Genomic DNA, 13701 nt, shown 5'->3' with positions numbered 1-13701 from the left:
GCTGCAGCCCGGTTTTTTTCAACTATGATGAATGCGCTTCATCCTGTTCATCTTTAGTAACCAATACATTTCGTGGTTTACTGCCTTCATAGGGACCGACAATTCCCCTTGCTTCCATTTCATCGATCAATCTTGCTGCCCGGGTATAGCCAATCCGGAAACGGCGCTGCAGCATGGAGACAGATGCAGTCTGCATTTCTACGATCAAGGACACCGCATCCCCATATAAATTATCTTCGACTTCACCATTAGAAGTTTCTGCAATTTCATCTGGTATCATCTCTTCGTTATATTGTGCTTTTTGCTGTGAAATGACATATGTGACAACTTCCTCGACTTCATTGTCGGATAAAAAGGCCCCTTGAACGCGAACCGGTTTTGAAGCTCCTGCAGGCAGGAAGAGCATGTCACCCCGTCCTAACAGTTTTTCGGCTCCACCCATGTCGAGAATCGTTCTTGAATCGGTCATGGATGAGACACTAAAAGCGATTCGAGATGGGATGTTCGCTTTAATGACCCCTGTAATTACATCTACGGATGGCCGCTGAGTGGCAATTATCAAGTGGATGCCCGCGGCACGTGCCATTTGTGCAAGCCGTGTGATGGCATCCTCTACATCATTTGAGGCGACCATCATCAAATCCGCCAGCTCATCGACAATCACTACGATATAAGGCAAGAGCGGTTGTTTGGCATCTTCTTCAATGTTATACCGGTTAATATAATCATTGTAGCCTTCAATATTACGGGTACCGGAATGAGAAAATAGCTCGTAGCGCCTTTCCATTTCACTGACCACTTTTTGCAAAGCCTGTGCAGCTTTCTTTGGATTGGTCACTACAGGCGCGAGTAAGTGGGGGATTCCATTATAGACATTCAACTCCACCATTTTTGGATCGATCATCATCATTTTCACTTCATGCGGTTTTGCGCGCATCAGAATACTCGTGATAATCCCATTGATACAAACGGATTTCCCGCTGCCGGTGGCACCAGCAACTAGTAAATGCGGCATTTTATTAAGCTCCGCCTTAACCGCTTCACCAGAAATATTCCGCCCTAAGCCTATTTGCAGTTTTGCGTCAGGCTTGTCAACTTCTTTGGCCTCTAAAACTTCCCTTAATGACACCATTGCCACTTCGGAGTTGGGCACTTCTATTCCGATAGCCGATTTCCCGGGAATCGGAGCTTCGATCCTAATATCCTTTGCGGCAAGTGCAAGAGCCAAGTCATCGGATAGGCTGACAATTTTACTTACCTTCACCCCTACATCCGGATGGACTTCATATTTGGTTACGGCTGGGCCTAAATGAACTTGAGTGACCCTCGCTTTCACTCCAAAACTATGAAAGGTGCGCTCAAGTTTTGCCGCATTCTCATGGATCAATTGGTACTCTCCGCTTTGGTCCGTTTTTTTGGGCTGCAATAACAAAGAAAGAGGCGGTAAAAGATATTCTTTATTCTCCACTTCCGTAAAATTCATAGGCGGAACGGCGTCATCCTGTTCCTCTGCACTTTCGGCTGCAGGTTCCGTAACTACTGGAGTTATTTCGTTTTCGTCGCTATAGGCTTTATCAGCAAAGCTGGAAATGATCCGTTCGGTCGCCATTTGCTGTGTTTCCTCTTCTTGATGAAGGGGCTGATCGGTTTCCTCCACCGGATCGTTTTCCCGTTTCTTCTTTTTCACGGGATTCTTTTTCTTTTCTTTTTTGTCGTCATTCCACGTTTTCATATCATCTCTGAAAGCAGACCATTGCTTTTTGAAAAAGACGCCAAGACCCCTGAAAAACTTCCCGAGGGTTTCACCTAACGTTTTCCCGGTTAATAGGACGGCACCTACTATGATAAAAAGGAATGAAACGATTTTCGATCCAGCTTCGTCGAATAAAAAGTATGAGGCTGCAAATAATATCGCTCCAATCATACCGCCCCCAAGGTCCTTTGTGCTGGCCTTGCCGGTCACTTCCATCCAGAATAGTTCCCATGTATTCGAAATGACACTTGGCTTCGTAAACGGCCCTCCATCTGCAAGCATGTTAAACAGTGTGACATGACTTAGCAGGAGCATGCTCGCGACAAGAAAATACATCCCGACGAATTGCCGTTTTAACAGGTATGGGACCTCCCTTTTTATCATCAAATAGAAGCCAGCTGCAATTGCTCCCAACAAAAAGAGGATATACCATTCCCCCATGAAGAAGCGGATTAAAAAGACCGTCCCGTTTCCCACAGCTCCAAGCTTGGCAATGGCAATGATGGCCAGACCTATTAAAGTTAGGCCGATCAATTCATATTTAAGCGTTATTTTTAATTTCTCTGTACTATTCTTTTTTCTGCGTTTCTTTTTTGCCATAATATCACCTGATTCTTCATGAAACTATTCTAACTTTCCTATTCAACATCACTACATGATTTCCCTTCTCGAAACAAACGTTCGCTCACTGATTATATCAAATATATATGTACCTGTCCTTGATATATATACCATTTATTATTTAGACAAACATTTTGCCCACATAATGAATAAAGCAGCCAAGCGGCTGCTGATTTTCATACCAGTATATCATAATTTACCTCAGTTAGTCGTTTTTACTAATGATTCATCTGTTCGAACACATTTATGACAGCCCCCGGCTGTATGTGTACATTCATATAATCTTCAGGATCCGTGCTTACTATTCGATCAATGCGAAACGTGCGGCCTCCGTCATGTTCAACCATTACATGTACACCATTATAGATCATTTCTATTAAATTTGCCGTCTTTTCATGGTGATGAGGGAAAATTATTTCTTCAGGAACGATTGTATAAAGCGTCATTGCAGAAGCCCCTCCTCTTCCCCGGCAATTTTTGGCCTTCTTTCTTCCATGAAGCTATTTAGTTTTCTCATGGCCTGGCCTACTCCTCCTACATCATCGATCATACCGATTTCAACTGCCTCGGCCCCGATTACATTCGTGCCGATATCCCGGGTTAAATTTCCTTTAGCAAACATTAAATCCTTAAAACTTTCTTCCGATACGTTGGAGTGCCGCGTAACAAATTTAATGACTCTTTCCTGCATTTTATCCAAGTATTCAAAGGTTTGAGGCACGCCAATGACTAGCCCTGTCAAACGAATGGGATGAATCGTCATCGTTGCTGTTTCTGCTATATAGCTATGGTCACACGAAACGGCAATAGGCACACCGATCGAGTGACCTCCCCCAAGTACAATCGAGACAGAAGGCTTTGAAAGGGAGGCCAGCATTTCTGCGATGGCTAGTCCCGCTTCGACATCTCCTCCGACTGTATTTAAAATGACAAGCAGCCCCTCTATATTGGGATTTTGTTCAATTGCCACAATTTGCGGAATAACATGTTCATATTTGGTCGTTTTATTTTGAGGCGGCAGCTGCATATGTCCTTCAATTTGTCCAATGATCGTCAAACAATGGATTTTTGAGTCCTGAGATAGTTGCGGAACATTAGTAGCCCCCAGCTGCTGGATTTTTTCGATTAAAGTTGAATTCTTACCTTCCTGTTTGCCTTCATTTTCATTTGGTAATGGTGCATTATCCACTATGCCAACCCCTTTCTCTTAAGCCTATAGCTTTATTATGTCTCGAGTCTCGGACTTCATTCTTCAAGATATAAGAGGTTTGACACAGAAAAAAGAACCCCTGACTGTTTAAACCAGGGGTTCCTTACTTAATATTCCATGATTATAGGTAAAATCATTGGGCGGCGTTTCGTTTTCTCATAGAAGAATTGGTTTAACGCATCACGCATTTCCTGCTTCAGCGTGGACCAATCAAAAGGTTGGCGCGACCCATTTTTCTTTACGATTTCACTTACTATTTCAGTTGCTTCCCCAATCATTTTTTCAGATTCGCGAACATATACGAAGCCCCTTGAAATGATTTCGGGTCCTGCTGCAATGCTTTTATCCTGACGGTTCAACGTGACCACTACAATCAAAATGCCATCCTGGGATAACAAGCGACGATCACGAAGAACGATATTACCCACATCTCCAACACCACTGCCATCTATCAGGATATTTCCTGCAGAGACTTTGCCGGAAAGACCCATTTTATTGCCCTTTAGTTCGATGACATCACCTTTTTCGGCAATGATGATGTTTTCACGTTCAATTCCCGCAGCAACCCCAACTTTTTGATGGGCATATAAATGGCGGTATTCCCCATGTACAGGGATCAAGAATTTAGGATTCATCAAATTGATCATCATTTTAAGTTCTTCCTGGCTTCCATGCCCTGTTACATGCACTTTATATTTATTGGCAGATACCACTTCAGCACCTACCCTGTAAAGCAAATCGACGGTTTTGGATAAAATAAGTTCGCCGCCCTGTAGGGGTGATGCACTGATCAAAACTGTGTCTCCCTTTTTGATCGTCACCTGCTTGTGGGTCTGTTTTGCCATTTTTTGCAGTGCCGCAATGGGCTCCCCCTGATGACCTGTCGATAACACGACGATTTCACGGTCGTCATACTGGCGAATTTCATTAATCGGGATTATCAGCTCTTCTTCGACCTTTAAGTAGCCAAGGTTCAAGGCTGTTTCATAAACGCGTTGCAGGCTTTTTCCTACAACTGCCACTTTTCTGCGACTTGCTGCCGCTGCATTGAAAACATGTTGAATCCGGTTAATGTTCGAAGCGAAGCACGCTACGATGATCCTTCCGGATGCTGCATGAAAAACCTCTGTAATATCTTTGGCCACAACTGCTTCTGATGTCGTATAACCTGGCCTCTCGGCACCGGTACTATCCGAAAGCAAGCATAGGACACCTTCTTCACCGATACCAGCCATTTTACCGATTTCCGGTTTATATAAATCTGTTGCTGCTTGATCGAATTTGAAATCCCCAGTATAAACGATTGCACCTTCACGAGTGTGGATCACGACTCCGACGGAATCGGGAATACTATGGTTTGTCCGGAAAAAAGACACAGCCGCTTGAGGGAAACTTAAAAGAGAATCCGAATCGATTTCAGTGAATGTTGCCCTGCCGTTAAATCCGTCTTCCTTTAATTTCGTTTTAATTAAAGCTAGTGTAAGCTTTGTTCCATAAACAGGTGCCGGTAAATATTTCAAGACATAAGCAAGCGCTCCCATATGGTCTTCATGACCATGGGTAATGAATATCCCCTGCACCCTTTCCTTATTATCCATCAAATAAGAAATATCAGGGATGACCGCATCGATTCCGAGCATTTCGTCTTCTGGCAGCATTAACCCTGCATCAAGAAGATAGATGTCCTCGTTCACCTCAACGACGTACATATTTTTACCAAGTTCCCCTTGTCCTCCAAGAGAAATGACTTTTATTCCATTATTTTTATCTTTACCCAATCGAATATCCTCCTTAAAAATTCCCGTTCATAATTTCCCAATGAATTCATTATAACCGATGTTCAAAAAACATGACAACACTTACCATTTTCAGAGGGACATTTTCATATAATTCAAAAAAAACAACCTATTTTGTAAGAGATCCTTTGTACTTTTATCCAGTTTCAATCGATAATAAAAAAATTTAAATAGAAATTGGAAAGGATATCCCATTCATTTACATCATTATGTAAAAACAAGCCAATCTTCAACGATCAGCTTGTTCCGTGTCATTTTATTTATTTAATACCTTAGTTAATGCAAGGCGCTCCTGTTCCGTCAATGGCACGATTGGAAGTCTCACAGAGCCAACGTCAATTCCATTTAACTGAAGCGCTGTTTTGACAGGTGCAGGGCTTGGCGCTGCAAACAAACCTTTTATAAGCGGTAACAGTTCCTGATGCAGCCTCGCTGCCTCTTTCAAATTCCCACTGATGAAGGCCTCCACTATTTTCTGCAACTCATTACCGGCAATATGTGAAGCAACCGAAACTACACCCACACCACCAATAGCCAATACTGGGAGTGTTAATGCGTCGTCCCCACTATATAACGCAAAATCTTCATCCGTGCCGGCTATGATTTGGGTCATAGCGTTTAAATCCCCGCTCGCTTCTTTAACGGCTACGATATTAGGAATTTTTGAAAGGCGGATGATCGTTTCCGGTTCAATGTTAACCGAAGCGCGCCCAGGGATATTATATACCATAACAGGGAGAGTCGTACTGGCAGCAATAGCCTTAAAATGCTGGTACAGACCTTCTTGATTCGTTTTACTATAATACGGGGCCACCAGCATTATCGCATCTGCGCCATTTTGTTCCGCTTTTTTTGTCAACTCGATGGAAGCATACGTATTGTTGCTTCCTGTCCCCATGATGATGGGCACACGTTTTTCTACAACCTTAGAAACATGACGCAATAACGCAATTTTCTCCTCCGAAGATAAAGTTGGAGATTCCCCTGTCGTTCCCGAAAGCACAAGCGAATCGGTTCCATTCTTTAATAAATAATTAACCAATGAAGTCGTCTTTTGAAAATCGACATTTCCCTTGCCATCGAAAGGGGTGACCATTGCGGTTGATACTCTACCAAATATCATCATCTAACACCTCTTTAATTTTTAAAACCTTTATTCAATAAAAAGCCAAATCATTGGACTTCCCTTTCATGCAATTGAAATGCATAGTGCAGGGAATTAACAGCTTCTATTAAATCTTCCTCTTTCACGAGTACCCAAATTGTCGTATGGCTATCCGCAGACTGGAGAATGGCAATTTCCTTTTCGGAAAGCGCTGTGACAATCTTCGCTGCAACGCCTGGCACTCCATTTATACCTGCACCGACTACTGAAACCTTGGCACAATTTCTTTCAATGACCGGTTCATGACCAAGCTCGGCCAAAATCGAGAGGGCATGTTCTGTCATCTCTTCCGAAACGGTATACACTACGCCGCTTGGATATATATTTATAAAATCCACTGAAATAGAGGCATTGGCCATTGCTTTGAAAACTTCTGCCTGCAGATTATATTGATCTTTTTTCGCACGTACCTTGATTTGAGTGATCTTTGGTACATGGGCAATCCCGGTCACGAGCCTTTCACGTATGTCACTGCCCTGGCTTCCCTTGTTCATGCTTGTAACAAGGGTCCCCAAACCTTCACTGTATGTTGACCTTATCCGAATAGGGACTTTCGCCTGCATCGCAATTTCAACAGCTCGCGGATGAATGACCTTCGCCCCTTGATATGCCATATTGCAAACTTCCGTATATGAAACGATAGATAATGGACGAGCTTGATCGGCAATACGTGGATCTGCCGTCATGATTCCTTCCACATCCGTAAAAATATCGACCCGTTCAGCTTGCAATGCTGCGCCTAATGCAGCGGCAGAAGTATCACTTCCCCCACGGCCGATGGTCGTGATGTCGCCGTTTTTAGCCGCTCCCTGGAAGCCTGCTACAACGACTACATCCTTCACCTCAAGTTCCTTCATGAGACGGTCGCATTTCATTTCGATAATTTTCGCACTTGAATAGTCGGTATTCGTCAAGAATCCCGCTTGAGCTCCAGTATAAGCGACCGCATCAATACCATGTTCCAAGAGCATGTTCGTGAATATGACAGATGATATCGTTTCTCCAACTGACATAAGTAAATCCTGTTCCCGTTTTGAAAGGCTGGCTTTCGCTCCATTTACTAGGGAAAGTAAGGTATCCGTTGCATAAGGATCGCCTTTTCTTCCCATTGCTGAAACCACAACCACCACTTTATAGCCTTCTTTGATCGCATTTTCAATATGCCCCTTGGCAAATAAACGGCTTTCCTCATCCCGAACGGATGTCCCACCGTACTTCTGGACGATAATTTTCATAATATGCACCCCAAATATAAGCCAGCTTCCCAATCCGGGAAGCTGACAAAAACTCTCTATCCTATTGGAATTTAATTTTTTATCTAGTTATTAAAAATAAATTATTACTTAACGGTAACCAAACCTAATTTTAAAAGGCTCTCAGCAATTTGAACTGAATTCCAAGCTGCTCCTTTTAATAGATTATCGGAAACCACCCATAAATGGAAGCCTTTATCTTCATCCAAATCTTTGCGAATCCGACCGACGAATACATCATTCTTGCCGACGGATGAAGCAGGCGTAGGGTAAACTTGTCGCTCGGGTTCATCTTCTAACACTATTCCAGGTGCCGTTTTCATTAAATCCTTGATTTGAGAAGCCGCTATGCCTTCTTTTTCAACTTCAATGTATACAGATTCCGAATGACCTGTTACAACAGGAAGCCTCACACAAGTTGCAGCCACTGGAAGGTCTTGCATATGCATGATTTTCTTTGTTTCATTAATCATTTTCATCTCTTCGAATGTGTACCCGTTATCTTGGAATTTATCGATTTGGGGAATGACGTTAAATGCGATTTGATAATGCTTTTCGTCCCCTTTTACCGGTAAAATCTTCGGATCTATTTCTTTTTCATCAAGCAAGTCGCGAGCCTGTTCCTTTAATTCATTTATCGCTGCTGCACCTGCACCGGAGACAGCCTGATAGGTTGAAACAACAATTTTTGATAAGCCGTACGTCTCGCGGATCGGTTCTAATGCCACAACCATTTGGATAGTTGAACAATTCGGGTTTGCAATGATCCCATTATGCTGTTTCAAGTCTTCTTCATTTACTTCAGGAACGACTAGCGGAACATTTTCATCCATGCGGAATGCGCTCGTATTATCCACTACTATCGCACCGCGTTTCACTGCTTCTGGAGCCAATTCCTTAGACACGCTTCCTCCAGCACTGAATAAAGCGATATCTATGCCTTCAAAGCTTTCAGGTTTTGCTTCCTGCACTTCGATTTCCTCGCCCTTAAACGTAAGTTTGATTCCAGCGGAACGAGCCGATGATAAAAAGATGATTTTCTTTATCGGTAAGTCCCTTTGTTCGAGTGTTGAAATCATTTGTTGTCCTACTGCTCCAGTTGCTCCCACAACTGCAATACGCAATCCCTGTGTCTCAGTCATTTATCCATACTCCTTTTCTATCTCTTAAATTAGTTATTTACTGGATTTACTGCTTCTTGTTCAGAATATCATTTATTTTATCACATTAACATTCCAAAGGGTCGCACTTTAACAAAATATTCTGGTAGTGGAGTGGTTTTTCATAACTTCAACCTGCAAATTTATGCATATATGTTAGTCGTTAGAATGCGGGATGGAGGCAGAAATACTTGTTCAGACTAAATCATCCTTGAACCTTTCGACGATGACAGGTTGAATCTGTTCCCTTTCCAGTGCAGCTATGATCGTATCCCTTATCATGCTCATCCTTGCAACCATGGAACTTGGTTTGCCTTTGGGATTATCCTGGCCATATGGAACGAAATAAATATCTTTTGCAGCCATCAGCCTCATTAGATTGACACCATTTAACCCAAGTGCATCATTCGTTGAAATCGCGACCACGACCGGACGGTGATTTCTCATCGTCGCTTTTGCAGCCATAAGTACTGGCGAATCGGTAAGAGCATTTGCCATCTTACTCATTGAGTTACCCGTTAAAGGAGCGATCACCATGCAATCAAGTGGCAATTTAGGTCCTAAAGGCTCTGCTTTGACGATTGTATCAACGACATGATTCCCCGTCAATTTTTCTATTCTTTCGACCCAATCCTCGCCCTTTCCAAAACGGGTTTCCGTGTTTTGAACTGTCGATGTTACGATTGGAATGACTTCCGCCCCTTCATCTACAAGTTTTTCTATTTCCGGGAACACTTCATCATATGTGCAATGTGATCCTGTTAATCCGAAACCAATCCGTTTACCTTTGAGACTCATATCTTTTTCCCCTTCCTTTTCGTGAACTCACCTTGTATCAATAGTCCCAGTGCATTCGCTAATATCTGACCAGCTGTTTTCGGGGCAACTATTCCCGGCAGGCTTGGTGCCAACAGCGCCTTAATTCCCCTTTTTTCAGCGTAACGAAAATCCGTTCCCCCCGGTTTTGAAGCAAGGTCGATGATTAATGTATGAACGGGCATTTTAGCTATAACTTGTGCAGTAATTATCGGAAAAGGAATCGTATTGATACATATATCAACATTTTTCATTTCAGCAGCAAGATCATTTAAATGAAAAGGGGCTAATGCCATTTCACTGATCCTCGCAATATCTTCGCTTTTTCTTGCCCCCACCTTCACTTTTGCTCCCAGTGCATGGAATGACCGGGCTACACTCATACCGACCCTTCCCAGTCCGAGAACGGCTACATTCGATCCATGGATCGTAAAATCCGTATGTTGAATGGCCATCATGATCGTACCCTCAACAGTTGGAATCGAATTATAAATAGCCACATCATCACGTTCGAACAATAGTACAAGTTTGCGATCCACTTTCTTGAATATCCCATCGAGGTAATCGTTACTGATTCCTGCATAAAAAGTGCAATGTGCCGGGGTCTCTTTTATCATTTCTTCAGTTAAAACAACCTCTTCACTGGAAAAAATCGTTTCTACTTTCCCATCTGAATCGGTGCCCCGGACAGGTAGGATAACTGAATCTATTTCCTTGAAATTTATATCCTCCATTTTTTCCTTAACCGCTCCGGTAAAAGCATGGTCGAGCTGTTCGAAACCTACCAATAATAGCTTTGCATCAAGCTCTGTCAGTTTACGGACAACTTCAAGCTGACGCGCATCTCCACCAATTACAGCGATTTGCATGCCTGTGAGCATTAAAACCGTCACCTTCTTTATATAAAAGATCCTAAACATTCCTTGCCCTGCGATACAATCCCTTCAGGAAGCAATTCGGTTTTTGCTACATTCTCTAGTTACCCTGCCATCTTATGTTTTTAGTTAAAAAACGGTGATAAGAAATCAAAAAACGCCTTAGCTATTGCCAGCTAAGGCGTTTTCGGGATTGCATTTCGTGAAATTCCAAGGAGTAGGCGCGAGCATCCTCATCCATCCATTTGCTCTCCGTCTTTAAGTGAAAGTCCTTCTTGAAAATCAATGATGACCATATCCGCACCGATTTTTTTTATGTGATCCCATGGCACTCTTATTTCACTGCCACTCCTTAAAAGGCCGAACCATTTGACAGATGGGATGATCAACGAGGTAATTTGTCCAGTTTCATCTATTTCCAAATCCGTCTGACCAAGGATTCCTAATCTTTCCGCCCTATTCACATCGACTATTTCCTTACCGCTCAGTTCGCTTAACCTCATATTTGGTTCCCCCTTTTTCGTCTTCTATTCAATCTATATCCGAAAAAGGTAAACTTAGAAGGCCTTTATCCAAATATTGTCCAAAACACTGGCCCCTCCCACATTCAAAGAAAAAAAGCCTGACCTCCCTTTAACAAAAGGAAGGTACAGGCTTAATCGTCATTATTTGTCCCAGTTTTCCAGCGGGCTCACTAATGACAAGGAATGTTCCGTAAAGATCTGATTTGCCAATTCATTGACGGTATCCTCTGTCACTTCGTCAATCTTGATGATGATATCATCTAGGGTACGGTGCTCACCTAACATTAGCTCATTTTTTCCGTTCCGGCTCATGCGGCTATTCGTGCTTTCAAGGCTGAGCATCAAACTTCCTTTAAGTTGCTCTTTACTATTACGTAATTCCTTTTCCGTTATGCCATCCCTTTTTAAAGTATCCAATGTTTCCTGAATGGTTTCATACAGGCTGTCAAGCTGGTTTGTGCCTGTCCCCCCATATACTGTCACCATTCCGCTATCTTGATAGCTGGAATGATAGGAATAGACGGAATAAGCAAGGCCGCGTTGCTCCCTGACGTCCTGGAATAGGCGGCTACTCATGCTTCCCCCAAGAATATTATTTAAGGTAATCAGGCTGTATGTTTTATCATTGCCGATTTCCAACCCTTTGTAACCAAGGCATAAGTGGGCTTGTTCCGTATCTTTTTTACGGGTGATCCTATTTTCATGGAAGGAAGGTTTGACCAATTCAAGACGGTCTTCCCCTCCTTGATACGAGCCGAAATAGTTTTCGACCTCCTGAATCAATTTTTCATCCACATTACCAGCAATGGACACTACTACTTTATCGGGTGTGTACATGTCATGCACGTATTTTTTTAATGTATCACTATTGAAGGTTTCAAGCGTATTTTCCGTTCCAAGTATAGGATAGCCAAGGGGATGGTTTTCATATACCGCCTTGCTTAAAAGGTCATGGACAATATCATCGGGTGTGTCTTCGTACATTTTGATTTCTTCGTAGACGACATTTTTTTCTTTTTTCAATTCTTCCCCATCAAATGTTGAGTTAAAGAACATATCAGCAAGGATTTCAAGCGCATAGCTTGCATGGTTATCCATTACTTTAGCATAGTAGCATGTATACTCTTTTGAAGTGAATGCATTAACCTGTCCACCAATACTATCGAACGACTCAGCAATTTCACGCGCATTTCTCGTAGTTGTCCCTTTGAAGAACATATGCTCCAGGAAATGTGAAACCCCATTCAATTCTGGTGTTTCATTTCTTGAACCTGTTTTGATCCATACGCCAATTGCTGCTGAGCGTACTGTCGGAATATTTTCCAATACAATTCTAACTCCATTTTGACACGTGTATTTCTTAATCAACTAACATTCCTCCCAATCATTCTATGCTGCTTTCGTTACCAATGTTTTATGGATTCGATCGCTCTTCATCTACTGCTTCCGAAAGTGTAACAACATCTAAATCTTTCTTTTTTATTTCAATTATTAACGTCTCCAATGATTTTGCAGTAGATTCCGTCGGATGCATCAATATAAATGCTCCAGGGTGTATCTTAGAAAGCACTCTTTGTTGAAGGACTTCAGGGCTTGGCTTTTGCCAGTCGATCGTATCCACACTCCACATGGCGGTCTCCATACCGAAAGAATCGGCGATTTTCACCGTTTCATCCCGGTAGCTTCCACTAGGTGGTGCGAACCATTTCATTTTCAAACCTGTCACCGCTTCAATGACTTCATTCGTTTTTCGAATTTCCTCACGTGTAGCTTGTGCGGATATGTTTTTCATATCGGGATGTGAATAAGAATGATTTCCAATTTCATGCCCGCCGCCCATAATCATCTTGGCCAAATCAGGATTTTTCTTGGTCCAATTCCCTTCAAGGAAAAAAGTTGCCTTGACATTATTCTTTTTTAACACGGCCAACATATCTTGTAAGTATTCATTCCCCCAGGCCACATTGATTAAAAATGAAACCACTGGCTTTTCGGGGTGGGCCCGGTAAATCGGAGCCGGATCCAGATCCTCCATATGAATCTTTGCAGGGACCTGCTCAAATACCAGCTTATCCTTATCGAACACGCCCTCCTTCTTCATGGCTTTATACGATTCATCAATATTTACCTTCAGGCCGTTATATGCAGGCACGGTTTTCCAAACAGAATCTATTCGTGCATCCTGTGGTGCAATCTCATATTTTTTTGTTGATTCTTTTATTTGTAAAAGAAGCTCGTCTTCTTGCTTCATTGAAGCAACTGAATCATTGGTTAATTGGGTCAAATAAACTTGTGTATATGGATTTTGCACTAATAACCATGATATACCTGCAATGGCACTTATCGCAACTATCTGCTTCCATTTATTATTCATTTTTTACGCCCCCTTCATACCAAAATGTATGAAGAAAACGGACAAGGTAGAACATGACATGCTTATAACGCCATCTCGATATCGATATTCCAATATTTTTAAACAAAAAAAGCATGCAGATTCACAAGGAATCGCATGCCGGATTTTCATTTTC

General features: G+C 42.4%; 12 protein-coding genes. All 12 read right to left on the bottom strand.

Going from position 1 to position 13701, the window contains the following annotated elements:
- Nucleotides 1-22: 22 nt before the first annotated feature.
- The 12 genes from JNUCC41_RS17290 to JNUCC41_RS17235 all read right to left on the bottom strand — a co-directional run bounded on the left by JNUCC41_RS17290 (nucleotide 23) and on the right by JNUCC41_RS17235 (nucleotide 13547).
- The gene (locus JNUCC41_RS17290; RefSeq protein ID WP_192204069.1) at nucleotides 23-2353 is read right to left on the bottom strand and encodes a DNA translocase FtsK; all 2331 of its coding nucleotides are present in this window, start codon (nucleotides 2351-2353) and stop codon (nucleotides 23-25) included.
- A 239-nt stretch (nucleotides 2354-2592) separates the two neighbouring features.
- Nucleotides 2593-2820: a YlzJ-like family protein gene (locus JNUCC41_RS17285; RefSeq protein WP_098370978.1), complete on the bottom strand. Its 228-nt coding sequence runs from the start codon at nucleotides 2818-2820 to the stop codon at nucleotides 2593-2595.
- Entirely contained in the window at nucleotides 2817-3563 is a 747-nt protein-coding gene (locus JNUCC41_RS17280; protein ID WP_228467355.1) for a ClpP family protease, read from the bottom strand. Before JNUCC41_RS17280 ends, JNUCC41_RS17285 begins: the two co-directional genes overlap by 4 nt.
- A gap of 128 nt (nucleotides 3564-3691) precedes the next feature.
- A complete protein-coding gene (locus JNUCC41_RS17275) occupies nucleotides 3692-5362 on the bottom strand; it encodes a ribonuclease J (RefSeq protein ID WP_192204068.1) in 1671 nt (556 codons plus the stop codon).
- Nucleotides 5363-5636: 274 nt separating this feature from the next.
- Complete coding sequence (gene dapA / locus JNUCC41_RS17270; protein WP_192204067.1) at nucleotides 5637-6506, bottom strand: 4-hydroxy-tetrahydrodipicolinate synthase; 870 nt, start codon at nucleotides 6504-6506, stop codon at nucleotides 5637-5639.
- Between the two features lie 47 nt (nucleotides 6507-6553).
- A complete protein-coding gene (gene dapG / locus JNUCC41_RS17265; protein ID WP_192204066.1) occupies nucleotides 6554-7780 on the bottom strand; it encodes an aspartate kinase in 1227 nt (408 codons plus the stop codon).
- A gap of 104 nt (nucleotides 7781-7884) precedes the next feature.
- Entirely contained in the window at nucleotides 7885-8940 is a 1056-nt protein-coding gene (gene asd / locus JNUCC41_RS17260; RefSeq protein WP_192204065.1) for an aspartate-semialdehyde dehydrogenase, read from the bottom strand.
- A gap of 213 nt (nucleotides 8941-9153) precedes the next feature.
- Complete coding sequence (locus JNUCC41_RS17255) at nucleotides 9154-9756, bottom strand: dipicolinate synthase subunit B (protein WP_192204064.1); 603 nt, start codon at nucleotides 9754-9756, stop codon at nucleotides 9154-9156.
- Nucleotides 9753-10655, bottom strand: coding sequence for a dipicolinic acid synthetase subunit A (gene dpaA, locus JNUCC41_RS17250; RefSeq protein ID WP_192204063.1), 903 nt, complete (start codon nucleotides 10653-10655; stop codon nucleotides 9753-9755). Before dpaA ends, JNUCC41_RS17255 begins: the two co-directional genes overlap by 4 nt.
- Before the next feature lie 227 nt (nucleotides 10656-10882).
- Entirely contained in the window at nucleotides 10883-11152 is a 270-nt protein-coding gene (locus JNUCC41_RS17245) for a YlmC/YmxH family sporulation protein (RefSeq protein WP_192204062.1), read from the bottom strand.
- A gap of 162 nt (nucleotides 11153-11314) precedes the next feature.
- A complete protein-coding gene (locus JNUCC41_RS17240; RefSeq protein WP_192204061.1) occupies nucleotides 11315-12541 on the bottom strand; it encodes a M16 family metallopeptidase in 1227 nt (408 codons plus the stop codon).
- A 46-nt stretch (nucleotides 12542-12587) separates the two neighbouring features.
- The gene (locus tag JNUCC41_RS17235; protein ID WP_192204060.1) at nucleotides 12588-13547 is read right to left on the bottom strand and encodes a polysaccharide deacetylase family protein; all 960 of its coding nucleotides are present in this window, start codon (nucleotides 13545-13547) and stop codon (nucleotides 12588-12590) included.
- Between the last annotated feature and the right edge of the window lie 154 nt (nucleotides 13548-13701).

This window comes from Brevibacillus sp. JNUCC-41 (assembly GCF_014844095.1).
Taxonomy (GTDB): domain Bacteria; phylum Bacillota; class Bacilli; order Bacillales; family DSM-1321; genus Peribacillus; species Peribacillus aracenensis.
This window is presented reverse-complemented; position numbering and strand designations above follow the sequence as displayed.